22 protein-coding genes and 5 pseudogenes are annotated in these 26,180 nt (G+C 35.9%); 8 read left to right on the forward strand and 19 right to left on the reverse strand.

The window, feature by feature from the left end; all coding sequences use genetic code 11:
- Window positions 1-82 precede the first annotated feature (82 nt).
- The 11 genes and pseudogenes from argS to AAGD70_RS03740 form a co-directional block, all read right to left on the reverse strand.
- Entirely contained in the window at window positions 83-1,789 is a 1,707-nt protein-coding gene (argS, locus tag AAGD70_RS03690) for an arginine--tRNA ligase (protein WP_065095088.1), read from the reverse strand.
- A gap of 104 nt (window positions 1,790-1,893) precedes the next feature.
- Complete coding sequence (locus AAGD70_RS03695) at window positions 1,894-2,112, reverse strand: hypothetical protein (RefSeq protein ID WP_065095089.1); 219 nt, start codon at window positions 2,110-2,112, stop codon at window positions 1,894-1,896.
- Between the two features lie 226 nt (window positions 2,113-2,338).
- Entirely contained in the window at window positions 2,339-4,048 is a 1,710-nt protein-coding gene (locus AAGD70_RS03700; protein WP_065095090.1) for an ABC transporter ATP-binding protein, read from the reverse strand.
- Between the two features lie 68 nt (window positions 4,049-4,116).
- Entirely contained in the window at window positions 4,117-5,235 is a 1,119-nt protein-coding gene (locus AAGD70_RS03705) for an FtsW/RodA/SpoVE family cell cycle protein (RefSeq protein ID WP_065095091.1), read from the reverse strand.
- A complete protein-coding gene (ubiE, locus tag AAGD70_RS03710) occupies window positions 5,232-5,948 on the reverse strand; it encodes a bifunctional demethylmenaquinone methyltransferase/2-methoxy-6-polyprenyl-1,4-benzoquinol methylase UbiE (RefSeq protein ID WP_065095410.1) in 717 nt (238 codons plus the stop codon). Before ubiE ends, AAGD70_RS03705 begins: the two co-directional genes overlap by 4 nt.
- Window positions 5,949-5,986: 38 nt before the next feature.
- Window positions 5,987-6,430, reverse strand: a pseudogene (locus tag AAGD70_RS03715) (lipoyl synthase); the annotation flags it as partial.
- Window positions 6,431-6,455: 25 nt separating this feature from the next.
- Window positions 6,456-7,280 (reverse strand): annotated as a pseudogene (locus AAGD70_RS03720) (IS5-like element ISWpi1 family transposase).
- Between the two features lie 49 nt (window positions 7,281-7,329).
- Window positions 7,330-7,590 (reverse strand): annotated as a pseudogene (locus tag AAGD70_RS03725) (radical SAM protein); the annotation flags it as partial.
- The gene (locus tag AAGD70_RS03730; RefSeq protein ID WP_341814107.1) at window positions 7,553-8,239 is read right to left on the reverse strand and encodes a hypothetical protein; all 687 of its coding nucleotides are present in this window, start codon (window positions 8,237-8,239) and stop codon (window positions 7,553-7,555) included. The gene AAGD70_RS03730 and the pseudogene AAGD70_RS03725, both read right to left, overlap by 38 nt.
- 57 nt (window positions 8,240-8,296) lie before the next feature.
- Window positions 8,297-11,623 carry a glycoside hydrolase TIM-barrel-like domain-containing protein gene (locus AAGD70_RS03735; protein ID WP_065095408.1) on the reverse strand — a complete coding sequence of 1,109 codons (3,327 nt, stop codon included), beginning with the start codon at window positions 11,621-11,623 and terminating at the stop codon, window positions 8,297-8,299.
- A gap of 356 nt (window positions 11,624-11,979) precedes the next feature.
- Window positions 11,980-12,126, reverse strand: coding sequence for a hypothetical protein (locus AAGD70_RS03740; protein ID WP_156518044.1), 147 nt, complete (start codon window positions 12,124-12,126; stop codon window positions 11,980-11,982).
- 254 nt (window positions 12,127-12,380) lie between these two features.
- On the opposite strand from AAGD70_RS03740, the gene AAGD70_RS03745 reads away from it, so the two are divergent.
- A complete protein-coding gene (locus tag AAGD70_RS03745) occupies window positions 12,381-13,103 on the forward strand; it encodes a hypothetical protein (RefSeq protein ID WP_245611064.1) in 723 nt (240 codons plus the stop codon).
- On the opposite strand, the pseudogene AAGD70_RS03750 reads toward AAGD70_RS03745, so the two are convergent.
- Window positions 13,083-13,907, reverse strand: a pseudogene (locus AAGD70_RS03750) (IS5-like element ISWpi1 family transposase). The gene AAGD70_RS03745 and the pseudogene AAGD70_RS03750 sit on opposite strands and share 21 nt — an antisense overlap.
- 104 nt (window positions 13,908-14,011) lie before the next feature.
- On the opposite strand from AAGD70_RS03750, the gene AAGD70_RS03755 reads away from it, so the two are divergent.
- The gene (locus AAGD70_RS03755; protein WP_341814064.1) at window positions 14,012-14,314 is read left to right on the forward strand and encodes a hypothetical protein; all 303 of its coding nucleotides are present in this window, start codon (window positions 14,012-14,014) and stop codon (window positions 14,312-14,314) included.
- A gap of 5 nt (window positions 14,315-14,319) precedes the next feature.
- Here the strand turns inward: AAGD70_RS03755 and dcd are convergent, their stop codons facing one another.
- Window positions 14,320-14,877 (reverse strand): dCTP deaminase, encoded by a 558-nt coding sequence (gene dcd / locus AAGD70_RS03760; protein ID WP_006280485.1) that lies wholly within the window; start codon window positions 14,875-14,877, stop codon window positions 14,320-14,322.
- 170 nt (window positions 14,878-15,047) lie between these two features.
- On the opposite strand from dcd, the gene AAGD70_RS03765 reads away from it, so the two are divergent.
- Entirely contained in the window at window positions 15,048-15,215 is a 168-nt protein-coding gene (locus tag AAGD70_RS03765) for a hypothetical protein (protein ID WP_156518055.1), read from the forward strand.
- A gap of 18 nt (window positions 15,216-15,233) precedes the next feature.
- Here AAGD70_RS03765 and AAGD70_RS03770 read toward each other — a convergent pair whose 3' ends face one another.
- Window positions 15,234-15,404 carry a hypothetical protein gene (locus AAGD70_RS03770; protein ID WP_156518056.1) on the reverse strand — a complete coding sequence of 57 codons (171 nt, stop codon included), beginning with the start codon at window positions 15,402-15,404 and terminating at the stop codon, window positions 15,234-15,236.
- A gap of 114 nt (window positions 15,405-15,518) precedes the next feature.
- On the opposite strand from AAGD70_RS03770, the gene AAGD70_RS03775 reads away from it, so the two are divergent.
- On the forward strand, window positions 15,519-16,535 hold the full coding sequence (locus tag AAGD70_RS03775) for a substrate-binding domain-containing protein (RefSeq protein WP_065095420.1): 1,017 nt from the start codon (window positions 15,519-15,521) through the stop codon (window positions 16,533-16,535).
- Window positions 16,536-16,590: 55 nt separating this feature from the next.
- Here the strand turns inward: AAGD70_RS03775 and AAGD70_RS03780 are convergent, their stop codons facing one another.
- Both AAGD70_RS03780 and AAGD70_RS03785 read right to left on the reverse strand, forming a co-directional pair.
- Complete coding sequence (locus AAGD70_RS03780) at window positions 16,591-16,719, reverse strand: hypothetical protein (protein WP_255356249.1); 129 nt, start codon at window positions 16,717-16,719, stop codon at window positions 16,591-16,593.
- A gap of 128 nt (window positions 16,720-16,847) precedes the next feature.
- Entirely contained in the window at window positions 16,848-18,086 is a 1,239-nt protein-coding gene (locus AAGD70_RS03785; protein WP_065095421.1) for a hypothetical protein, read from the reverse strand.
- Window positions 18,087-18,217: 131 nt separating this feature from the next.
- Between AAGD70_RS03785 and AAGD70_RS03790 the strand changes: the two genes are divergently transcribed.
- Window positions 18,218-19,678: a TrkH family potassium uptake protein gene (locus AAGD70_RS03790; protein WP_065095162.1), complete on the forward strand. Its 1,461-nt coding sequence runs from the start codon at window positions 18,218-18,220 to the stop codon at window positions 19,676-19,678.
- Window positions 19,679-20,196: 518 nt separating this feature from the next.
- Entirely contained in the window at window positions 20,197-21,210 is a 1,014-nt protein-coding gene (locus tag AAGD70_RS03795; protein WP_065095215.1) for an IS110 family transposase, read from the forward strand.
- Window positions 21,211-21,233: 23 nt separating this feature from the next.
- On the opposite strand, the gene AAGD70_RS03800 is transcribed toward AAGD70_RS03795, so the two are convergent.
- Together AAGD70_RS03800 and mgtE are read right to left on the reverse strand one after the other, a co-directional pair.
- The gene (locus AAGD70_RS03800) at window positions 21,234-21,605 is read right to left on the reverse strand and encodes a phage tail protein (protein ID WP_065095214.1); all 372 of its coding nucleotides are present in this window, start codon (window positions 21,603-21,605) and stop codon (window positions 21,234-21,236) included.
- Window positions 21,606-21,739: 134 nt separating this feature from the next.
- Complete coding sequence (gene mgtE, locus AAGD70_RS03805; protein WP_065095184.1) at window positions 21,740-23,110, reverse strand: magnesium transporter; 1,371 nt, start codon at window positions 23,108-23,110, stop codon at window positions 21,740-21,742.
- Between the two features lie 153 nt (window positions 23,111-23,263).
- Here mgtE and prfB point away from each other — a divergent pair.
- Window positions 23,264-24,380 (forward strand): peptide chain release factor 2 gene (prfB, locus tag AAGD70_RS03810; RefSeq protein ID WP_410541897.1). Its coding sequence is split into 2 segments (ribosomal slippage): window positions 23,264-23,329 and window positions 23,331-24,380, totalling 1,116 coding nucleotides; the frame shifts between segments, so codons are not numbered across the junction.
- Between the two features lies 1 nt (window position 24,381).
- On the opposite strand, the gene AAGD70_RS03815 is transcribed toward prfB, so the two are convergent.
- Window positions 24,382-25,214, reverse strand: a protein-coding gene (locus tag AAGD70_RS03815) for an IS5 family transposase (RefSeq protein ID WP_264718686.1) whose coding sequence is annotated in 2 segments (ribosomal slippage) — window positions 24,382-24,848 and window positions 24,848-25,214 — 834 coding nt in all. Because the reading frame shifts where the segments join, the coding sequence is not laid out codon by codon here.
- Window positions 25,215-25,335: 121 nt separating this feature from the next.
- On the opposite strand from AAGD70_RS03815, the pseudogene AAGD70_RS03820 reads away from it, so the two are divergent.
- Window positions 25,336-26,160: pseudogene (locus tag AAGD70_RS03820) on the forward strand (IS5-like element ISWpi1 family transposase).
- Window positions 26,161-26,180: the final 20 nt, after the last annotated feature.

Genomic DNA, 26,180 nt, shown 5'->3' on the forward strand with positions numbered 1-26,180 from the left:
AAATACTACTATAAACTATAACATTTTTACTTAATTTTGTCAACTTCTCTATTCGTTGAAAAAACAATCTTGCATAAAAAAATCAACTCATCTCTTCCAAAGGCTCTATATTGAAGATAGAAAGTCCAGAAGCGATGACGTGTGCTAAGGCCTGCACGAGAAACATTCTTGCAGCGGTGAGGTTTAAGTTGTCTTCCAGTATGAAACGCATGTTTAAATCACTCTTGCCATACCCCCATAAAACGTGAAACGCTTCTGCAACTTCAAGTAAGTAGAAAGTAATTCTGTGTGGCTCACAAAGCCTTGCTGCAATTTCTACCACATCTGGCCACTTTGCTAAGGTTTTTATGAGGAAGAGCTCTCCACCTGTCCTTAAAAGTGAAGGATCTGCTGTTGGGAGCTCTTTTGGAGCATTACGCATTAACGAATGAGCACGAGCATGCGCATATTGCACATAAAAAATAGGATTATCTTTTGACTGTTCTTTAACTTTAGCAAAATCAAAGTCCAAGACCATATCATTCTTGCGTGTCAGCATTATAAAACGAGTGATATCCCTGCCAACTTCCTCCACTACATCTCTTGCTGTTAGGAAGTTTCCTGATCTTTTGGACATCTTAACAGGTTTTTCATTCTCGAAAAAATTCACAATATTATGCAGTTTTACCTCTATTTTTGCTTGATCATCACTTAGCGCAGAAACGACTGCTTTTAGCCTTTTGACATAACCACCGTGGTCACTACCAAGCTCTACAATCATATTATTAAAACCACGTGATATCTTATCAAAATGGTAAGCAATATCCGAGGCAAAATAAGTCCAAATGCCGTCCTTTTTCTTCAATGCTCGGTCAACGTCGTCACCAAATTTTGTAGAGCAAAATAACATTTCTTTTCTGGAAGTCCAATTTTCACTTTCTTTGCCTTTTGGTTTCTCCAGGTACCCTTCATACACCAAACCCTTGTCAGATAATATCTTTATACTCTCTTCGATCTTGCCACTTTTTTGCAGCTCATACTCTGAAGTAAAAACATCATGATTTACTCCAAGCAAGTTCATGTCTTCCTTTATGAGTTCTAAGATAAAACTTAAAGTATATTCCCTAATTATTTGATTATCTTGCTTTTTTAGAAATTCCTTGCCATATTTTTTAGCTAGCCCCTCCCCTATTGGTTTTAAATATTCACCTGGGTACAAACCTTTTTCAACACTAATTTTTTCTCCCAGAGCTTCTTTATATCGCAAATACACTGACCGAATTAGTGTATCTATCTGCGCTCCAGCATCATTAATATAGTATTCCTTAGTAACTTTATAACCAACTTTTTTTAGTAAGTTTGCCAGAACGTCACCAAATACTGCTCCTCTTGCATGACCAATATGCAGTGGACCAGTTGGATTTGCAGATACAAACTCAACATTGATGGCCTGATTGTTCCCTATATCTAGGGTGCCAAACTCTGTTTTTAGCTCATTTATTTGTTTTAAAATTCCATGCCACACTTCTATTTTTAAGTGCATGTTGATGAAACCAGGGCCTGCTATTTCCACTTTTGCAACTTCATCAAAAAGTTCAAATTCTCTTGCTAACATCCCTGCAATCTCGACTGAATTCTTCTTTTCATGCTTTGCAAGTACCATGGCAATGTTTGTGTAAATATCTCCATGCGCTCTATTGCTTGGAGGCTCTACGATAAAGTTTGTTGCATTCGTGCTTATAATACCCCTTTGCTTCAACTCGTTTAATTTGCTGGAAATTAGAGAGGAAACCTGCTTGAAAATGTTCATCAACTAGAAAAACTATGAAAACCTCCAACAATATAGCGAATAAGTGGGACTAGTTGAAGGTTTATCTTAACTATTTTATCTTCCTAGATCAGGAAAGTCATAGTTTATATTAAGACATTGTCGTAATCATGGTAAGAGAAAGCCATACCTTCGCTGTAACCATCATTACCAGCATCAGGCTCTTTAACATCATCAGTTACTACCTGATCTTCAGTTGTGATTTTATCCTTGATCGTCTCGTCTACACCCTCATCACTATAAGAAAATTTGTTAGTATATGAATAGCGATTATTGATTTTATCACTATAGTTATGTTTTAACATAGAGACCTCCTATACAGTCAAAATTAGAATTACATTAAGATAGAACAAGCTATGAATATAACGTGAATGAAAGAAACTACAGATCACGAAATTTCCGGATAACTATGGAACCATTATAAAATAATAAAATTAAAAAATTAATAATTTTAACATTAAATCTAGCATACTCATTAAATCAACAACGATATAGCTTAAATTCTCTTTTAATTTACACAATATTTCATGCCTACTGTATCTTCGCCAGTTTTGCATACAGCCCGTCTTTACTTATTAGAGAGTCATGAGTTCCTACTTCTTCCACTTTTCCATGATTAATTACTATAATCTTGTCAGTCTTGAGTGCGGTTGATAGTCTGTGTGTAATTACGATCGTTGTTCTGTTTTGCATTAACTTGCTCAAGGCTTTTTGCACGAGGTTTTCACTTTTATAATCAAGGGCAGAGGTTGCTTCATCCAGTACTAAAATCTGAGGATTGTTGAGTATGGCCCTTGCTATTACAATACGTTGTTTTTGTCCTTCAGAAAGTTTTAACCCTCTTTTTCCTACAAATGTATCAAATTTATCAGGCAGCTTATCAATAAATTCCATCGCGTAAGCGCTGATAGCTGCTTGCCTTACTTCCTCATATTCAGCACCAGGTTTGCCGTATAGTATATTTTCCATTATTGAGCAAGAGAATATCATGTGATCTTGTGGCACTAAGCCAAACAACGATCTGAGGTCATTTAGTGCAATTGACTTAATGTTGTGCCCATCGATAGTAATGCTGCCTTTGTTTGGATCATGAAAACGGAGCAGAAGCTTTAAAATGGTGCTTTTACCACTGCCAGATGGTCCAACAATTGATACTGCTTGACCTGCCTCTATAGAAAATGATACGTTATTTAACGCTGGCTTATCAGACTGAGATTCATAAAAAAATGTTACACCATTAAACGAAATTCCTTTTTGAACACTACAAATTTTTATAGGATCATCGGGATCTACTATAGAGCTTTTCATATTTTTAAATTCAAATAAACGCTCTACTATTCCAAGACCTCGTTGTAAATCACTGATATTATCGCTCAAATTATTTATAGCTCCTGTCGCAAGCGCTGAATAAAACACAAATGAGGAGAGTTCTCCAATAGTTATATTATTGCTTAAGACTTCTTTAATACCAAAAAAGAGCAAAACAACTAGTGAACCTATCACACACGTGATAACTAGAGTTACTAAAATAGCACGCAAGAGTACTAATTTTACGTATGATTTTGATACTGAGTTTAAATACTCCTTAAAACGGGTTTTTTCATTTTCTTCGAGTACAAACGATTTGATAGTCACTATAGATCTAAAATTTTCCTCACTAAATGACGCAAGCTCACTTAATTTATCCTGGGCAAAGCGTGCATAGCTACGCACTTTTTTTCCAAGTGAGGTCATGATAATGAGTAGTATAGGTATTATTGCGGCTGCATACGCAGTTAGTTGTATATTTGTATATAATAACATGGCAACACTGCCAATCAGAATCACAAAATTTCGTAATATGGTTAGTAAGCTGCTGTTTATTATTGATTGCAACACAGATGTATCAGTAACTAACGCTGAGATAACATCTTGTACGCCTGTGTTCTCAAAGAAACTTGGTTGCAAGTTAGTGATACTGCTATATAAGTCGTATCTGATTCTTGCGATAACTTTCTCGCTGCCAATGCCAATGAAATATAACCGAGTAAATGCAGTGAGAGAAATGGCTAAAACTATAAGTATTGCAATTAATAGTTTGGTAGTAAAATTATGCCCTGCGCCAGAATCAATTATATTGCTCAAACCCCTGCCAAAGAGGAGGATCGTTAAGGCTGAAAATAAAACTGCAATAAAAGCTATGATGAAATAAGATAGATTAGGCTTTATATAGTAAAATAACTGCCTAATATTAGATCGCATCGTATTTTAAAGTTTCTAAAGTTAAGTATATAGATTTTAGTTTCAGGGGAAAGGGGAAAGGTATGGCATTAGTCTACAGCATGTCTTCTAAGCGCAATACGCTCATGAAACTTTAATGCGATAGCTTGATTTCTACTAAAAGACAGCATTATGCCAAGTGCGATGCTCGAAGATAAAAGAGAAGAGCCACCATAGCTAAGTAGTGGCAGGGTTATGCCGGTGGTGGGAAAAATACTCAATGTTACCCCTGTGTTTATTATGAATTGTGTGATGAATTGAATTGAGATACCAAGAATCACCAACAGATTGAATAATTCATTTTCCCTATATGCAACGTAAAGCAAGCGGGCGGAAATGATACCAAATAACATCAATGTGGCTAAGCACGTAATCAAACCAAATTCTTCTGCTAAAACAGAAAACACAAAATCTGTATGACAATCAGGAAGAGAGGCTTTTACGCTACCTTCACCAGGTCCAACCCCAGTTAATTGACCTCTTTTGAATGCTTCTAATGATTTTGTGACTTGAAAGTTATCCCGCTGCGTAAAAAAGACAAAATTGTAAATCCTTTGCTTTATATGTGGGAGGCATAAGTAAGCTATTGTAGTTCCAGTTGTGGCCATTCCTATTATGCATAGAAAGTATAAAAATGGTATACATGCAATAAACATTTGACCAATAAAAGAATATGTTAAAAGCATAGACATACTGAAATCAGGTTGCAAAAGTAACAACACAAAAACTAACAGAAATATTATGATTGATATGTGTATTTTAAACTTCATTTCGCTGGCTAAGATACTAGCTATAACAATAGAAAAAAATGGCCTTACGAACTCAGATGGTTGAACTGAAATTTTGACAATATGTAACCATCGTTTCGCACCTTTTACCTCTATACCAAGTATTATCGCAGCTGCCACTAGAATAGTAAATAAAATGAAACCTGCGAATGAGAGGTTAAGTATAGTTCTTGTGTTGAGAAAAGAAAATGTCACCAAGGTAATTAGTGACAGGACTATATAAATTGTATGGCGCCGTATAAAATAATCCTGTGGTAGAGAAAGACGCTGCGCAATTACAGGGCTTGCTGAATAAACAAGAATGAAGCTTATAGTGAGCAAAAAAAACACTGGAAGGATGAGATAATAATCTAGGGTTCTATACCAGAGTTTAATATTCATTTTGTTCCAATGTGTAATGCCACTATTCCATAGCTCATATTATGAAACTCAACATTCTTAAAACCTACCTCTTCAATCTCCATTTTAAAATCAGCCTGAGTTGGAAATTCTCTGATGCTCTTCACTAAATATTCATAAGAACTCTTGTCTTTAGCAACTATGCTGCCAATTTTAGGAATTACTTTAAATGAATATAAGTCATAAAGTTTGGTAAATATCTCATTTTGATAGTGCATAGGGGCAAATTCTAAGCAGATAAATTTTCCATGTGGTTTTAATACCCTGTGCGCCTCATTTAAAGCCTTCTTACGGTCAGAAACATTTCGAATGCCAAAAGCTATTGTGCAATAATCAAATTCGGAGTCTTCAAATGGTAAACTTTCTGCACTTGCACATACCCAATCAAAATTAATTTGGTTTGAATTTATAGCTTTATCACGTCCTCTGCTTAGCATATTTTGATTTATATCGCATACTGTAACCTTAGCACTTGGCTCTTTTCTTACTATTCTTATTGCTATATCTCCAGTTCCTCCAGCAACATCTAAAACCTGAGAGTTTTTTGTAAAATGCACACTATTTACCATCTTATCCTTCCATAATCTGTGCATTCCGAGGCTCATTATATCATTCATGGTGTCGTAGCGACTTGCCACGGAATCGAATACCTCTTTAACTAATTGCGATTTATTCTTGATTTTTATAGTAGACATTACGTAAAGTCTCTCAACTCCTTTATAATTGGTAAAAATTAATTTGAATTAACATAACGACAGGCCTTGAGCCTGTTAAAATCTTCTTCAGCGTGGTATGATGACCGAATTAGTGGGCTTGATGCAACCACTAAGAAACCTTTGGAGTAAGCAATGTATTTATAATGCTCAAATTCCTCTGGGGTAACATACCTATCAAGTTTTGCATGTTTTGGAGTTGGTTGTAGATATTGACCAATTGTAATAAAATCAACCTCAGCACTGCGCAAATCGTCCATAACCTGAAATATTTCCTCTTTTGTTTCTCCAAGACCAACCATAAGCCCCGACTTTGTGAAAACTTTAGGATTAATCTGCTTTACCATCTTCAGTAAATATAGTGAATGAAAATAGCGAGCTCGTGGTCTTATTTTTGCATACAATCTCGGCACTGTTTCAATATTGTGGTTATAGACATCAGGTGATGCAACAGCGATTGCTTCAGAGGTTGTCCGGAAACAAGTAAATTCAAGCATATTCCCTCTTTAACATAACCCTACTCATAGCTAGGTATATGAAATTCTCAGTGGATGTTGTGAGTAAATCATACTCCTTCGATAGCCTTCTATTCCTATTAACCCAAGCAAAAGTCCTTTCTACAACCCATCTTCTTGGCTGTACTTTAAACCCTTGTTCTCTTGTTGGTAGTAGCTCAGGTGGCGTATCTTTGTGCACCCAAAATCTACATGGAGGCCTTTTAACAATTTCAATATCTATGTCATATTCTTCCTTTATGTGATTCTTTAAATTTCTTCCTTGGTATCCCATGTCAGCCCACATTTTTTTAACTTTAGTATATTTTGTTCTCATATTGTTTAATGCTATTTTAATACCATCTCTATCATTTTCGTTAGCAGCGCCTACGTAACAACCTAGTATAAAACCCTGAGTGTCTGTAATTATATGCCTTTTTCTACCCTTTACTTTTTTACTTCCATCATAGCCTTTGATCCCCCCTTTTCTGTAGTCTTTACAGATTGACTATCTACTATACAGGCACTCGGCTGCTCATTCCTTCCTATTTTTCTTCTACTATATTTCATAATTCATTTTCTCAAAAATTCCCTGCTTCTTCCATTGCCTGAACTGCTCATACACAGTCTTCCATAGCGGAAAATCATTTGGTAAATACCGCCATTGACACCCTGTACGCAATACATAGAAAATTGCTTCTAATATTTCTCTTTTGCTATACTTTGGCGGCCTTCCTCCTTTCTTGTATGATACTCTGAAGTGTTTTTCTATTCTTGCCCATTCCCTTTCGCTTAGATCTGTTGGATACTTTTTTCTCATCTTTACCCCGTACTAAAATTTCAGATATTATAGCCTTTTACTTGTTTCCGGACAACCTCTCAAATGCTCCTTTCTTATTTAAAAAATCAGGAGTTAAAATCTCTATTGTTGTTTCTGAAGTTATCTTTCTAATTTCTTCTATGCACTGTATAAACTGATTTGCGCCACCATCTGGTAAATCATCACGATCAACGGAAGTAATAACAACATGCTTTAAGTTTAACTTTTTTATCGCTTTTGCTAAATTTTCTGGCTCATGAGGATCTAGTTTATCAGGAATGCCAGTTGCAACGTTGCAAAATGCACAAGCACTTACCACTTACTTTGTAGTTTTTTAGCTCTTTAGGAATGGTAAGAAGTACTTTACCATCTTCATATGTTACATTTTTATCTTCACATTTCAGTTTAAACTCCGCTGAACTGCAAAAACCTGGTGTTTCGATATATGTACAATCATCATAGTTAAGCATTTTTGTATATTTCATGCTAAAACTAAGCTTTATACAATTGGGTTCACAACAATCCATAATATACTCTCTTGTCATACAGTTGCTTTGCGTTGACAAATGAAAAGATCCAAGAGCTTGACTCATATCATTAGGAAGAAAATGAGTATATCCGCCCTGATAATAGTTATTTATTAACTCCTCAATAATAGAGTTATTGGGAATTATTGCACCAACGTGTTTAAACATTTCTGTAAAAATTTGTCTGAGAAATGGACGATAATTCCCTTTTCCGTTTTCATCCCGTAGAATTAGATTTTTATGTTTTGAATACAGATTGTTAATAAATTCGTTAGTTATTTTTTGTCCGTTAATAGCAAGGCCGTGTGTTCTATTAAGATCCTTATATGTTCCCTCACCAGAAATTACTTCGTCCCAAGTGTTAGCTTTGAAATCAGCATATTTGAGCTTCTTCACTTCAGCTTTCAACGCATTGACCATTTCCTTTGACATGTTATATCTCTACCATTAATACCTGTATATTAATTCTAGCACTTACTTTATTAAATTTCAATTACTAAATGAATTTATCACTTTCACTTCCGTACTTTCCAGCGAGTCACCGTAAGTCACTGCTTTTAGGTAAAACTTTTTCCCCATTTGCACTTCGAAAGATATTATTGAATCATCAAGTAGAACAAATTTTTCACCTGCAGTCTCTTTAGTGCCTTCTTGCCCTCTAATTAGGTTGCTAAGCTTATATTTATTTTTATCTATAAGTTCAGCACTCTGGAATTTCACTATCTCTTTTCCAACCAGTGCTAAATTGCTTACATTTATAGTACTAACGTTAGTGCTTGTAAAACCCTCTTCTGTCATCCCAGTGCCCAGACACTGGGATCCAGGAGAAATATGGTCAAGCGCTGGAATGACACCATCACTTAAATAATGGTTATATGAAGAACTCAATACACCAAAACGTAACACTACTATAAGCCCCTCGTCGGTAGATTCCATTACATATCCGTAAGTAGACTGCTTATTTGTGCTTGCGATAGGCTTATAATCCTTATCGTTGTACGAAATAAAGAGCGTTGCTCCCTTCCAATTCCTTTCCTCACCAATTAAAGTAAAGCTTGCAATATTACCTTTAATATGCGGTAAATCTATCATTTCTACGATGGTTTTGCTGATATGAGAAGGAGGGTATTCCTTCAGCATAAGAGACCTTGTTGAAGGAAAAGAAAGCTTATATATGGAGCTGTCATAACCAACACCACTTACTTGAATGGACATGCTTTCAAATTTCGTTTTTATAATTCTCACCGTATGTTTTTTCTCACTGTCTAAAATCGTTATTACATCACTTGGCACAAGCCATGCATATTTTATCGGTAGCTTGAAATTGTATATATTTCTCTCTTGCCACGAAGAATAAAGTAAAACCTCAGCGATATTTTGCGCCTCCCCCTCCTCTATAATCAGCGGTATTTCAACTGTTATAGCAGTGCCTTGCTTTGGCAACTCAGCGTATTTAACATCAATTGGATAGCCAAAATTGCGGTTAAAGTAAACGATGTTAACTTTATTGTTTAAATCTAATTGACTGATATTAGCAAGTTTTGAATTGTTACTGAAAACCGTTTCACCAATTGGTATTTCAGTCGTAACTCCCCTGCCCTTTTGGACAAATTTCAGTTTAGAGTCCTGTTCAACCACATCAAAAAAATAGCAACTTTGCAGCATTTTAATAATTGAACGTACCGATTGCTGGTCATTTATCACATACCCAGACAATAACCCTTTGACGTTGCTTGTATCGAACTGATCGCTTTTTAAACCTGTTTTTTGTAACAGATCCGATAAAACATCGGAAATATTAAGCTGTGAAAGCTTTCCCTGAATCCAATGTCCTGTCTGCCAATTATGGCAGTCAGTCCACATATCACACAAATTGGGGAAATAAGGAAATGGCCTTGCATCCCACGCCCAGAGAAACATTTTTTCTACCATTTCCGAGCTTTGCCACTTCTTTAGCGTTCCTTCAATTGCAATTTTTTGCGAAAGAAAGCTCACCTCTCCGTTTGAATATCGTAGATATTTGCTCTCTATGCTGCCTTTATCAACAAACACATTTGGCTCATTAGTGCAGCCGTTCATACTGGGAAATCCATACTCAGTAAACCATATTTTTTTCATTTTTGGTTGCCATTTCGTTTTACTACCACATGGATTTATGTGAGTTTCACTCCACCATTTTGCTATGTTTTTCCACGCATACCTGCTGTCGTTATACTTTACTCTTTCAGGCTCACCCTTTGAGTAATCATAGAAATAATCATACCCCACTCCACTGCTCCAACCGCCCATTACATCTTCCGCAGAATAGCCAAAAGGAGGCTCTGGACCATCAGTCAGTGGAAAATAAGCATCTATGCCAACAACGTCGATGTACTCTGAAGACCACAGTTCATCCATATTATACCAACCATCATATGAATGGTATTCACTCCAATCAGCAGCGTAAGTTACCGTTACTTCTTTTCCAAGCTGAAGTTTTATTCGCTTTGCAAGCTTAACTAGCTCTATAACGGCAGGGTAATTACCTTGTTCATCTCTAATTTTGGTAAGCCGCACAAGTTCAGAACCGATGATAAACCCTTCCACTTTAGTTTGTTTGGCAATGCTTGCATAATGCTCTATAAATTTGTTATATTGATTCTCAAAAAAATCACTTATATCCCCAGGAGTCCCGCTCAATTTTCCTCGCCACTCTTTGTTCTTTGTGTCAAGCAAGGGCATTGGATAGAGCATCACCTTGTAGCCTCTGCTGCGTAACTCTTCTATATATCTTATCAACGCTGCATCACTAACTGTGCCACCATACATTGGGTTTCCACTCGCATCTTTTGAAATTAGCTGAGCATTATCTCTGGTTACACCCCCTACTTGCCAATCATCAGGTAATATTGCGGAATCATCTTGAAATTCAACTGCAGGATATATTTTACAATCTTTAATGTTCAGATCATTCACAAACCAATTGACTACTACCGATACCCTCTCAACATTTGGCAAATCTTCTTTTAATTGATCCAAAGAAAGCATTGCATCGCTCTTTTTAGTGTGGTTGTTGTGATTTACCCTTTGCGCCAGCCCATATGGGATATATTGGTTGCTGCTTATTTTCTCTTGCGCGATTTTCTTCTGTATTTTTGTATCATACACAAATTCTCCTGAGCCTGGTATAATATTGATATTTCGAATATTTTCTGCTATTGAAAATCCACTAGGCTTTAATGCAGTTTGCACTTCAAATGTGAATATCGGGACGCGATTGTTATAGTCTGCTAGAAGAAAATTCTTGATGACTATGTAAGATATTCCCCTATAAGCCGGCATGTTTCCTTCACCTTCAATTGATGACATAAATGGATCAGGATTTTGGTCTTCTGCACCGCGGTAAAAAGTATAATCTATTTCATCAAAGCTAAGTGATGTTGTATCTGCCCAGATTCTGTTTAATTTTTCTACTTTCCCCTTGCAGATCGCAATTGCAAGCGTTGCATAGTAATTATATGTAACGTTCATACCTCTTCCAATTTTACTTTTGGTGGTTATCGCCTCTTCTTTTATTGGCTGTGACCAAATAATGTTCCCTGCAACACGAGCAGTGCCATAGATAATTGGGATCGTTCTGCCGTAGGTTGAGGTTTGAACCTGCAGATTCTTTAGTCTCGCTCCATGCGTTACTTTCTGTTCTGCATCCAAACCAAATATTGCACCATCGAGCTGTGCACCAAGAAGAGCACCTAGTTCTGAGCCGATAATCTGGCCAATTGGCCCAAAAATGCTGCCTGCTTGACCAAAAATTGATGATAAAACTATTGTGGACATAATGATCCTCCTTTTGATAGATTTTTTTGAAATTGTTGAGAAAGATCCAAGTGTCACGCTACTTGGATGACACCTATAACCTTGTCATCCCAGTGCGTGACACTGGGATCAAGGAATTTTGATTGGACAACGAGTTGGTAAGTGTAAAGGTAGCTAATCTTATGTTAAAACACAACGTTTTTAATGGGATTGCGTGAAGACTGGATTCCAGTATCAGCTACTTGCATGACACCATCCTTTTTTCTGGATCCAAGTAGTCAAGGCACTGGGATGACAAAAACGGTACAGTCCGCGGTAGCGCGTAACGCTGGAATCTAGTACCTCATTCTCTTGTCATCCCAGTGCTTCCTCCTTTGTCATCCCAGTGCTTGACACTGGGATCCAGGAATTTTAATTGTAAGCAAGCACACTGAGTTGATAAGTATAAAAATGGCTGAAAAATAAACATTTTTGATGAGGTCACATAGAAAGCTGGATCCCAGTGTCAAGCACTGGGATGACACCCTTCCCTGGTGGACTCAAATCACAATGTTTGTACAGTTGTGCATAGGATGACGCAGATTAAGAATAAAAATCAAGGAAATTCAATAACTTACAATAAATAGTTGAAGTTTTTAATTAAGAAAAGCACATGAGTAAATCGTGTAGCTATAATCATTGTAAGCAACAATGAAAAAGTGCGGAAGTAGAAATTTGGGTTGACAAAATAAGAAAAAATATAGTATATTAATAATATTGATATTAACTTGAACTAATTATGCCAGCAGTAGTAAATACACCAGACAACATACAAAGACCGTCAAAATTAAAAAAAGCAAAAGAAATTCTGCTAGCTCCTGTAAGGTGGCTAATCACAGGTTTATTTATAGTATTACTTATAATGCTCATTATCTCGGCCCTAGTCTTTATTCTAGCCTTCATGGCATTGGATAAACTGTATCATCTTGCAGGAGGCAAAGCACCAGAATGGTTAGAGCAAAGAGCTGAAGCATTTATGGAGGCAGCACGTATTCCACAAACAACGCATGATACTGATGTAAATGATGCAATTAATATTAACGTTCAAAAGCTAAAAGAAAACTACGGTGAGCCTGATATTGATGATAAGTTTATAGAGGAAATAGAAGGATTTATTGATCAGTTAGAGTGCATAGCAAATGGCACACAAAAAGCTGCAGATAAAGATCAACTTACAGAAGATGAGAAAAAACATGCACTTGAGTGCTTGAAGCGTATAAAAAATAACCCTGGTACACATAGTGGAAGCGGGTTAACATTGAAGCAAGTTTTAAATTTAGTTTGGAAGGCTTGCAACGATCAAACTAGAGCAAATAATATAGCTATTAATACCCGCATATCACAGAGAAAATATCAACTGGTTAAACATTTAGTAGAATCGCAAACAGAATACGGAGTGCATGGTGGTCGTGGTTCAGAGGTTGTCCGGAAACAAGTAAATTCAAGCATATTCCCTCTTTAACATAACCCTACTCATAGCTAGGTATATGAAATTCTCAGTGGATGTTGTGAGTAAATCATACTCCTTCGATAGCCTTCTATTCCTATTAACCCAAGCAAAAGTCCTTTCTACAACCCATCTTCTTGGCTGTACTTTAAACCCTTGTTCTCTTGTTGGTAGTAGCTCAGGTGGCGTATCTTTGTGCACCCAAAATCTACATGGAGGCCTTTTAACAATTTCAATATCTATGTCATATTCTTCCTTTATGTGATTCTTTAAATTTCTTCCTTGGTATCCCATGTCAGCCCACATTTTTTTAACTTTAGTATATTTTGTTCTCATATTGTTTAATGCTATTTTAATACCATCTCTATCATTTTCGTTAGCAGCGCCTACGTAACAACCTAGTATAAAACCCTGAGTGTCTGTAATTATATGCCTTTTTCTACCCTTTACTTTTTTACTTCCATCATAGCCTTTGATCCCCCCTTTTCTGTAGTCTTTACAGATTGACTATCTACTATACAGGCACTCGGCTGCTCATTCCTTCCTATTTTTCTTCTACTATATTTCATAATTCATTTTCTCAAAAATTCCCTGCTTCTTCCATTGCCTGAACTGCTCATACACAGTCTTCCATAGCGGAAAATCATTTGGTAAATACCGCCATTGACACCCTGTACGCAATACATAGAAAATTGCTTCTAATATTTCTCTTTTGCTATACTTTGGCGGCCTTCCTCCTTTCTTGTATGATACTCTGAAGTGTTTTTCTATTCTTGCCCATTCCCTTTCGCTTAGATCTGTTGGATACTTTTTTCTCATCTTTACCCCGTACTAAAATTTCAGATATTATAGCCTTTTACTTGTTTCCGGACAACCTCTCAAGTGCATGTTTTACTGGTACCTTCAACAGTATTGTCTCTTCCTTGTACACTTTTGAAGAGTTTTCCTTCTTGCAAAAAGCAGATAAGAATACTATAAAGCAGGAATTTGAAAATGAGCTGCAAAAAAAGGGAGAAGAACTATTTAATCAGCTTTCCAATGATAAAGAAAAAAAAGAAGTTGCAGAAGCCTTAAGTAATCCTTCTACAAATTTCTTTTCAAGCTATGTAGAGTCATTTAAAAACCACTCTGCACGTGCAGTTTTAGGTGATAAAGAATGCGACAAATTAGTTAAAACTCATCTTAGTAATCTTCAGTACAATAGCACAATATCTTGCTTTACCTAAAGTAATCACTTAACTAACGGCAAAGTGATACCATGCTGATTCATATATTTTCCTTTCATATCATCATATGATTTCTCGCATTCACTTTCGCCGCTTAAAAATACGAATTGGCATGCGCCTTCATTAGCGTAAATTTTCGCAGGAAGTGGAGTGGTGTTTGAGAATTCGAGTGTAACATGACCTTCCCATCCAGGTTCTAAGGGAGTAACGTTTACTATAATTCCACATCTTGCGTAAGTTGATTTACCAACACAAATGACCAGTACATTCCTTGGTATACGAAAATATTCCACTGTACTTGCAAGCACAAAGCTATTTGGTGGAATTATGCATACGTCTGTTTCTTTATCTATAAAACTATTCTCAGAAAAATTTTTAGGGTCCACGATAGCTGAATTAACGTTAGTAAAAATTTTAAATTTATTATCCACTCTTGCATCGTAACCATAAGATGATAGTCCGAAAGATATAACACCTTTGCTGCTTTTGTGATTCACAAAAGGTTCTATCATTCCAAAATTTTCAGCTTTTTCTCTTATCCATTTATCTGGCATAACTGCCATAACTGTTCCTTAAAGTTGTGTAATACTTACAATAATATAAAATAAAATTTAAATGTAAACTGTAGCTTTTGTCATGCAAGTAGCTTGTATCAAATCACAATGTTCGTACAGTTATGCGCATGGCGCTGGGATGACAATGGATTATTAACTAACAAATTGTACTTCGTCACATGGTAAACGATGTCATTCCAGTCTGGAATCCAGAAAACTTACCAGGTAATAAGAACTGGATCCCAGTGTCTGGGCACTGGGATGACATCCTCCTAGTGAAAATTGCTCTCAAATCACAATGTTCGTACAGTTATGCGCATGGCGCTGGGATGACAATGGATTATTAACTAACAAATTGTACTTCGTCACATGGTAAACGATGTCATTCCAGTCTGGAATCCAGAAAACTTACCAGGTAATAAGAACTGGATCCCAGTATCTGGGAACTGGGATGACACCCTCCTAGCGGAAATTGCTCTCAAATCACAATGTTCGTACAGTAAGCTGCTTGCAGACACCATTGTTACAATGTTCATGCAATTAAAATAGCGGTAATTGGATTAGCTATAGGTCAATCACAAGAGAAAATCAAAGCTTTTCAGTTTGATTTTTTGTTACAATAATTAGATTTATGTTCTTAACTAAAAATAATGCTTAGAAACTTTCTCCTGATTTTTGTATTCGTATTATTCACGCCGCTGTCAAATGCTGATGCCAGGAAATACATCAGAATTGTTGGATCTTCAACCGTTTTTCCTTTTATCTCGTTTATAGCCGAGGAGTTCAATCGTGTATTCCCTTTTAAGACTCCAGTTGTGGAATCAATAGGAAGTGGATCAGGGTTCAAAATGTTTTGCTCAGGAATAGGGGAAGACACGCCAGACATCACCACTTCATCTCGCCCTATGAAGGAAGTAGAAAGAGAACTATGTAAAAGGAATAAAATTAATGAAGTGATAGAGATCATCATTGGCTATGATGGAGTTGTCATTGCAAATTCAAATCAAAGCCATAGATTTGATTTCACAAAAAAGGACTTATTTGAAACTTTATCTGCATATTCTCAAGAAAATGATAAATTAGTAAAAAATAATAAGAAGTTTTGGTCTAATGTAAATCAAGCCTTACCAAAAACAGAAATTGAAATTTATGGTCCACATCAAAATACAGGCACATACGAAACTTTGGTTAATTCTATTATGCTTGATCAATATTCATGCATGAACTCAAGAATTTTCAAAGAGAATTACAAAGATCAGGAAGAAAGAAAGAAAGCATGTGGTAATATAAGGGATGACGGAAGGTATATAGAAGTTGGAATTAATGAAAACATAATAATACAAAAATTGAAAAGTAACAAGAATGCCTTAGGGATATTTAGTTTTAGCTTTTTAATGAGGAATCAAGATAAAATACAAGGGAGCACAATTGCAGGAATTGAGCCAACTTACGAAAATATATCATCGGGAAAATATATATTAGCAAGACCTCTATACCTTTACATAAAGAAAGAACACCTGGATACTGTTGATGGATTAAGAGAATTCATTAAAGAAATTATAGATTCGATCGGCATTGAAGATGGGTACCTATCTAGGCTTGGTCTGATCCCACTTTCAAGTGAAGATATAAAGAAAGCTTCAGCAAAGGTTTATGATATAACGTGACGGCAACACTTTTTTTATATTCTTTGTTCTAGCGGTGCGCACAACTGTACGAACGTTATGATATAAAAGTAATTTTTACTAAGAGAGGTGTCATTCCAGTCTGGAATCCAGCTTTCCATCCAAGAGCCAGTGCCTCTTTCTTGTCATCCAAGTACCCTCTTCTTGTCATTCCAGTGCTTGACACTGGAATCCAGCCTTTTCATAATCATCAAAACGTTGTATTTTAACATAAAACGGCTACTTTTATGCTTACCAACTTAATAAAATTCCTGGATCCCAGCGCGCCGCGCTGGGATAACAATGGATTACTGATTAACAGCTTTTTGCATTATTGCAATACTCAGAAACAACTGGGTCCGAGCTTTTCGTATTTGGGCTTTCTGATTTCTCACAAACCTTAGCAATACCAGCACCTATTAATATAACTGCTGCTAAAACTGTTAAAGCCAGTGCAACTGCAGGATACGCTAGCACATAGGCTGCAACAGCACCAACTGCGCATAGTCCACCAACACCTAGAGAAATCTTCCCTTTGTGTTCACTCCAGAAGGTTGTTTCGTTCTTTTCTGGGGTTTTGTTGTCTGCAGTCAGTGCAGAGTTTTCGGTGTCTTGACCTAGATCAGTGTCATCCATAAAAGCATTAAATTCATCATTCTCAAACAAATCATGATTGATTTCTTGTGAAAATCGAGTCGCATACGCTTTATCCCATGCTATCTGATCATCAGTCTTGGCATTATCTAGTGTATCTTTACTAAGTTTTTCCTCAAATTCTTGAATCAAATCTTGAAAGCATTGCTCACCTACTCCAGGTATTTTAGCAAGATATTTTTGTGCCCTTACAAGTTTACTCATTACATAGTTATTTCCATTGGGCTCGAACCCAAGGAGCCCTGGAGAAGCAGCATCAAACATTAATTTAAAGCTTTCTTTTATCTTTTCCACATCTTCTTGGTTCAATTCTCTATCATAGTTAATCATCAGAGGACAAACTAAAAGGGCATCTATGCTTCCATCATTCCAATATACCCCTAGCTCTAAAACCCTTGCTGCATTTTCACCACAATTCTCTAATGCTGCTTTAACTTGATCAATATCAAGGTTTTCTATTGCTTCTTCTAAGTTGGAACCAAGATCCATTACCCTCTTGTGCTCTTCCATTTCTTGAATAACTTTTCCAAGAACAGGTCCGTTATTAGAATCGTTGGTCCTTTCTTGCAGGCCTCTAAGCATATTTATTGTGTTAACACTATCACCTCTTGCTAGATCGTATTCTGTATTACACAAAAAATCACGAGTTTTTTGATCAGCTTCCTTCCAAATTTGTTCAATGATCTCTACTTGAGCTTTAATTGTAATGCTACAACACATAACAAAATCTAAAATTGTACCTTTGTCACTAGTCAAAGTCCACTCGTGGCTCAAAACTGCTTGTATATCATTATGTTCATTATTGTCGAGTACGTTCTGGACTTCCTGAAAATTGCCATTCCGGACTGCCTGTCTTAATGAATCTAGAATTTCTTCTTGTGCATTAGTTAATTCAACCATATCTTACCTCTAATAAAAATTTAATTATCACACATATTTACAAGTAAATCAAGTATACTGTTAATAAAGGCCAACAAAATGCTTGACGTTAGAGTAGCTTTTATGGCTTTGTATAGCGAGGAAGTAACTCTATGAAAAATCATCAACGTTTACAAACTTTACGTTCAATTGCATTTATTGTGGGAATATTCCTATTGCTGTTTAGCTTAGCAATGCTTATTCCTGCTATTACTAATAAATGTCTCAGCTACAAATGGAAAAATTTCCTCGCTGGATTCATAATTACCTGCACATCTGGCGCAATTTTTATTTTACTCGGTAAATTAAGTAGATTGCATGGAATGCCAGCAATTTTTGCGATTACTAGTTGCACCTGGATTGCCTTGTCTCTGTTTGCAGCTATTCCTTTCTATTTTGATAATCTGAGCTATGTTGATGCATTGTTTGAAACGATATCTGGCATCACAACCACAGGGGCAACTATATTTAATGATATTGAAAAACAATCTCCAGGAATATTGCTGTGGAGAGCAATGCTACACAACATGGGGGGTTTTGGTGTAATAACTATAGGAATTGCAGTGTTTCCTATGCTCAAGATTCTCAGCCTAAATAATTTACTTTATTCTGAATATTCAGATGCTACCAAAAGGAAGTTGCCGAACACGCGAAGCGTAGTGATTCATGTTACAGCAATATATTATGGCCTAATTTTGTTATGTATATCTTCCTATTATCTAGCTGGTATGCCACTGTTTGATGCAATATGTCACGGAATGTCCGCCGTATCAACTGGTGGATTTGCTAACTATAATGATTCTATAGGGCACTATAATAACCCTATGTTAGAAGTCATAACGATCATTTTTATGATTTTGGGTTCTCTGCCTTTTCTTAGCTATTTAAAAATTATAAGACGGTTAGACATTTGCTATGATGAACAGGTCTCTTACTTTGTTAAGATAGCTACTATCTCATCTTTATTTGCTTGTTTTTGGTTGTATAAAAATGTTGATTTAGGAGTGTCATTATCATTTAGATGCAGCACATTTACCATCACTTCCTTGATTACGTCAACTGGTTATGCAATCTGTAGTCATATAGATTGGAGTTTCATTTCAGTCTTAGCTTTTTTTCTAACCTTTGTTGGTGGATGTAGCGGTTCTTCAAGTGGTGGTGTCAAAATCTTTCGTTTGATCATTTTTCTAAGATCTATAGAAAATCACTTTCGCCTTTTATTGAACCCAGGCGCAGGCAATAGGGTAAAATTCAATGGAAAAACCCTGGAGAATGATGAAGTTCACTCTGTCTTTATATTTTTTGCAATTTTCATGTTAACGTTTACCATTTCATCAATAGTGATGTCTTACTTAAGCAATGCAGACTTTATAACTAGCATCAGCTCAGTCTCTGCAACGCTTACAAACTCTGGCCCGGGATTTAGTAATTTAATAGGTCCTTCGGGTAATTATTCCTCTTTCAGTAATGAAGTAAAATTATTTCTATCGTTTTTAATGCTGCTTGGCAGACTTGAAATATTGCCAATCTATTTTTGTATAGGCAATTTATTCTTATTTAATAGAAAGAAATAGTTGGTGAAGTTGTGAAATTTGATATTATAGCTAAACTGACTTACGACAATTTGAAAAACCGTCATTCCGCTACTCGTTAGCGGAATCTATACCGCGAATAAATCTACAACTGTACGAACATTGCAATATGGCACATAGTAAACGATGTCATTCCAGTGCTTGACACTGGAATCCAGCTTCTATGCAACCTCATCAAAAACATTCATTTAGTGTAAGATCAGCTACTTTCCATACTAGTTTACAAGCAAACTTTTCTGGATCCCAGTGTCAAGCACTGGGATGACATCATAGGGGCTTGTATCTTGTCAAAAGCATCTAATGTTTTAAGCTTATGCATTAGATGGAGAAGGGAAGAACTTTGTAAATTGCCCTAGATACAAAATCTGTGTTTTAGAAAAGAGCTCCCTTCTCAAAAGTAGAGGCTGGACGGTATCGTAGAAAGACCTAAATGGTTCTAATTCTGTATTCACAAGGTTAGCCTTACTTTTCATTTTAAATGGTAACGTATGAGGTTATATATGATCAACAACTTTTTAGGTATAGACATATCAAAAGATCGCTTTGATATTTTTCTCTCATTTATAAGTAAAAAAGGAAAACGTGAAACTAGGAAAAGGAGCTTTAAGAACGATGATCATGGGTTTCAAGGTCTGCTGAGCTTTCTACAAAAACATAATATAGAACAAGTAAAAGCCTGCATGGAAGCTACTGGTTGTTATAGTGAAGCTCTGGCTGAATTTCTACACAATGCTGGACATTTTGTTAGTGTTGTAAATCCTTATTGTATTAAGTCTTATGCAAGGAGTAAGCTTGTACGACAAAAGAATGACCAGATTGATGCAGAGATTATTGCAGATTATTGCCAAAGACAGGAACCAACTCGCTGGACACCACCTTCTTCTGAAAAGAAAAAATTAAAGCATCTTTATCGTTGCTCAGCTGCATTAAAAGATGGATTAACATTCGTAAATAATCATTTAGAAAAGAAGGAGAGACTGCCTGAAGAAGTTGCAAATGCTTGGGAAAACCTTGCAGTGAACATAGAACAATCAATAGAAACAATAAAAAACTCCATACGTGAACTATTAAAACAGCACAAAGAGTTGTTGGAAAACTTTCAACTCTTATTGACTATTCCAGGAATAGGAGAGGAATCAGCAATAGCTATTTTAGCTGAAATTCCTGACATAAAAGCTTTTATAAATGCCAGACAATTGGCAGCATATGCTGGAACTATACCACGAAATATAACATCAGGATCATCTGTATATGCCAAGCCCAGATTAAGTAAATCAGGTTCACGAACATTGCGTAAGGCAATATATTTTCCCGCTATAGTAGCTAAAAATCACAACCCTATTATTGTGATTTATTGCGAGAGGTTAAAAGAGAAAGGCAAGCATAATATGGCAATTGTGGGAGCTGCAATGCGTAAGTTACTTCATGTAGTTTTTGGTGTTTTAAGTTCAAAAAAGGCCTTTGATCCAGATCATATCAAGAACTATAGAACTAGGAGGTTGACTGAAGTTTAAAATCAAAAATTGAATGTAGTTGGTTAGTGAATATGTGTACCACTATAACTCTTTAAACTTAAACTAAATTCAACTTTTTTCGGCAGCCCACCAGGAAAAAAAGATATCTGTCTTTCCTCTAATTGTGTAATCACAAACTGTCCTAAAAAATTACCTAAACTATCTACTAAAGTGTGTGGGATCTGATCTTTTTCAGCTTCTTTCATATTCTTTAGTTGATTTAGCCCCTTAAGACTATTAAGGTAAATGGTTATTTCTAGCTCTATATTTTCTACTCCTTGTCCTATGTTTTGAAGTGACGGCATTACATCAATACATTCAATTACGCTCCAGCGATTCTTTTTGTTATACTTTAAACTTGTTGGAACAAACTTATATGGACCAAAAGATAACATTTTTATATTTTTCTCGTTGACTTACAAGACGGTATCTACTCGGATGACATCATAGGGGCTACTTGGATGACACCATCTGCCACCTGCAAATTGCAATGTTTGTACAGTTGTGGGCGGTATAGCTATAGATAGTATTAGCTATTTAATAAAAAGATCGTAGCTAAACCAAGAAATATAAAAGCTGAGAGAATATCAGTTGTTGCCGATGTTAGGATTGAAGAAGAAACGGCAGGGTCAGAGTTTAAACGGTGAAGCATTATAGGAATGAAAGTTCCGATGAACGTTGCAATAATTGACATCATAATCATGGAGACCACAAAAATCATCTCCACTTTGAAGCTGTGAAACCTTATTGCTAACACTACTAATGAAATAGTAGATAAGATCACCCCGTTTATAAGACCTATTAAAAATTCTTTCATCAGTATTCTTTTTGCATTTTGCTCAGTTAGATATTTTGTTGCGATTGCCCGGATGGTTAGCGTTACTGTTTGGGATCCTGCATTTCCGCTCATTGATGCAATTATCGGCATGATTATTGGCAGTACTATAAAACTTTTTATTACATCATCGAAAAAGCCAACTACTATGGAACACATTGTTGCAGCTAAGAGGTTAAACAGTAACCAAGGTAGCCTTTTAATTATAGTTTTATGTATAGGGGCATTTATATCGGCTTTAGAAGATACACCGCTTATTTTGAGTACATCCTCTTCTGTTTCTTGTTGAACAACTTTTATCACATCTTCAATTAAGATCACACCAATAATTTTACCATTCTTATTTACTACCGGAGCCGATAATAGAGAGTAATCTTTAAATATTCTTGCTACTTCCTCTTGGTCTATTCCAGTTTTAATGATTTTTATGTCATGATCCATTATCTCTTTTATTATTGTGTCTCCTGAGTGAGATATTACCTTATTTAAATTAACACTGCCTATAGGCTCTAATTTTGAGTTGATAATGAATATCTGGTGAAATTTTTCTGGTATTTTTTTATAGTTGCACACAAATTCTGTCAGTTGATTTATTGTCCAATAATATGGAGCTATAACCATATCTTTATGTATTAACCTTCCTGCACTTTCTTCTGGATATGATAGCAACTCCTCTACCGATTTCTGAGTTTTGCTGGGCAAATAGTAAAGTATATTTTCTACAGACTTTCTATCTAAATCTTTCACTATGGTTACTATATCTTCTACATCAAGGAGCATTAGTAACTTTGCTGTATTTTCTATTCCCAATGTTTCTATGATCTCTATTTGTAAATCTGGCACTACATGCACTAGGGCATCACTTAACAAATGTTGATCGAGGATATTAACTAATTTCTCCCTGTGATCACTGATTGAAGTAGATAAAAAATAAGCTAACTGAACGCTATCTATCGTTTTTACAATACTACGAACATTCTCTAGCTCCTCGTTATCAAGTGACTCTATTAAGTCATCAATAGCCTTTTTGTCTAAACCATAATGGGAACTTATTTCAATATTCATTACTTTACCTTGTTTTTTAATAAATATACGCGCTTGATTTCTTTAAACATTAAAGTATAATGAAATTATTTAAATTAACTATCATATGGTTAAATTTCTATTTTGTTTACTGTTATTGTTATTGATAGTAAATATATTAAAATCTAAAGTATAATGAAAACTTATCCAGAAATTCTTGAACACTTTCAAAGCTTAAATAAAAGTATTTCTCTTATCAGGAGGTGTCTTTGACATAGAAAAATTAAAGTTGCGTCTTGAAGAGCTTGACTCCCAAGCGTCGAATGATGACCTATGGCAAGATAACCAAAAAGCACAAGAAGTTTTAAAAGAACGTTCTAAAATTAAGAATGACGTAGAGTCGTTTTTAAAACTGGAAAGCGATTACAACGATGCCATCAGCTTAATGAAGTCTGCTATTGATGAAAATGATGAAGAATTTTTCTCTGAAGTTGAAAATGAATTAGCTAAGCTAGAGAAATTAATCAAGTGTAAAGAAACAGAGTCCTTATTTACTGGTGAAGCAGATAATAATAACTGCTTTTTAGAAATCCACTCAGGAGCTGGCGGAACCGAGAGCAATGATTGGGCTGAAATGCTGATGCGCATGTATATAAGGTGGGCAGAAATTTATCACAACTTTAAAGTTGAAGTTGTAGAAAAATTAGAAGGAGAGTCAGTTGGTATAAAGTCTGCAATGATAAAAATCGTTGGAGAAAAAGCTTATGGGTGGGCAAAAAGTGAAAGTGGAATTCACAGGCTGGTTAGAATATCGCCATTTGATGCAAATGGTAAACGTCATACCAGTTTTGCAAGTGTAGGAGTAACTCCAGTGATCGAAGATTCAATTGATATTGCTGTGGATGAAAAGGATCTAAAGATCGACACCTACCGTGCTTCCGGAGCAGGCGGTCAGCATGTGAACAAGACTGAAAGTGCGGTACGCATTACGCATATTCCAACTGGTGTTGTAGTTCAATGCCAAAATGGTCGTTCTCAACACAGAAATAAAGATGAGGCGTTAAAATTACTTAAAGGACGTTTATACCAAATTGAACTGGAAAAAAAAGAACAGAAAATGGCTGAAGAATATGGTAAAAAATGCGATATAGGCTGGGGCAATCAGATCAGATCGTACGTTATGCATCCATATCAAATGGTGAAGGATTTAAGAACCGGACATGAAGTGGGCAATATAAATTCTGTTTTTGATGGTAATATAGATTGTTTCATAGTTAGTGTGCTTACTAAGAGGTTGTCCACAAACCAGTAAATCAAGCATATTCCCTACTTAACATAACTTTACTCATAGCCAGATATATGAAACTTTCAGTAGATGTTGTAAGTAAATCGTACTCCTTTGATAGCCTTCTATTTCTATTGATCCAAGCAAAAGTCCTCTCTACCACCCACCTTCTCGGCTGTACTGAAAATCCAGGATCCCGTTGTGGCAATAGTTCTAGTGGTGTATCTTTATGCACCCAAAACCTACATGGAGGCCTTTTGACAATTTCAATATCTATCCCATATTCTCTCTTTACGTAATCCTTTAAATCTTTTCCTTGGTATCCCATATCAGCCCACATTTTCTTAATATTGCTGTATTTTTCCTTCATATTGTCCAATGCCATCTTCACCCCATCTCTGTCATTTTCGCTTGCAGCTCCTACATAGCAACCAAGCACAAATCCTTGAGTATCTGTGATTATATGTCTTTTTCTCCCCTTTACCTTTTTCGCACCATCATAACCTTTGACCCCCCTTTTTCCGTGGTTTTTACCGATTGACTGTCCACTATGCATGCGCTCGGCTCCTCATTTCTTCCCATTTTTGACCTACTATATTTAGTGATATCATAGTTCATTTTCTCAAAAATTCCCTGCTTTTTCCATCTTCTAAACTGTTCATGCACAGCCTTCCACGGCGGAAAATCGTGTGGTAAATAGCGCCATTGACATCCTGTGCGCAGTATATAAAGAATTGCATTTACTATCTCACACTTACTGTATTTTGGTGGCCTTCCTCCTTTCTTGTATGATACTCTGAAGTGTTTTTCTATTCTTGCCCATTCCCTTTTACTTAAATCTGTTGGATATTTTTTCCTCATCTCTTACCTCAATATTCTTTCTTTATATACTACGTATTCCTTGGTTTGTGGACAACCTCTTAGAGGTTGTCCGGAAACAAGTAAAAGGCTATAATATCTGAAATTTTAGTACGGGGTAAAGATGAGAAAAAAGTATCCAACAGATTTAAGTAAAAGGGAATGGGCAAGAATAGAAAAACACTTCAGAGTATCATACAAGAAAGGAGGAAGGCCGCCAAAGTATAGCAAAAGAGAAATATTAGAAGCAATTTTCTATGTATTGCGTACAGGGTGTCAATGGCGGTATTTACCAAATGATTTTCCGCTATGGAAGACTGTGTATGAGCAGTTCAGGCAATGGAAGAAGCAGGGAATTTTTGAGAAAATGAATTATGAAATATAGTAGAAGAAAAATAGGAAGGAATGAGCAGCCGAGTGCCTGTATAGTAGATAGTCAATCTGTAAAGACTACAGAAAAGGGGGGATCAAAGGCTATGATGGAAGTAAAAAAGTAAAGGGTAGAAAAAGGCATATAATTACAGACACTCAGGGTTTTATACTAGGTTGTTACGTAGGCGCTGCTAACGAAAATGATAGAGATGGTATTAAAATAGCATTAAACAATATGAGAACAAAATATACTAAAGTTAAAAAAATGTGGGCTGACATGGGATACCAAGGAAGAAATTTAAAGAATCACATAAAGGAAGAATATGACATAGATATTGAAATTGTTAAAAGGCCTCCATGTAGATTTTGGGTGCATAAAGATACGCCACCTGAGCTACTACCAACAAGAGAACAAGGGTTTAAAGTACAGCCAAGAAGATGGGTTGTAGAAAGGACTTTTGCTTGGGTTAATAGGAATAGAAGGCTATCGAAGGAGTATGATTTACTCACAACATCCACTGAGAATTTCATATACCTAGCTATGAGTAGGGTTATGTTAAAGAGGGAATATGCTTGAATTTACTTGTTTCCGGACAA

Source organism: Wolbachia endosymbiont (group A) of Nomada flava (genome assembly GCF_964027055.1).
GTDB lineage: Bacteria > Pseudomonadota > Alphaproteobacteria > Rickettsiales > Anaplasmataceae > Wolbachia > Wolbachia pipientis.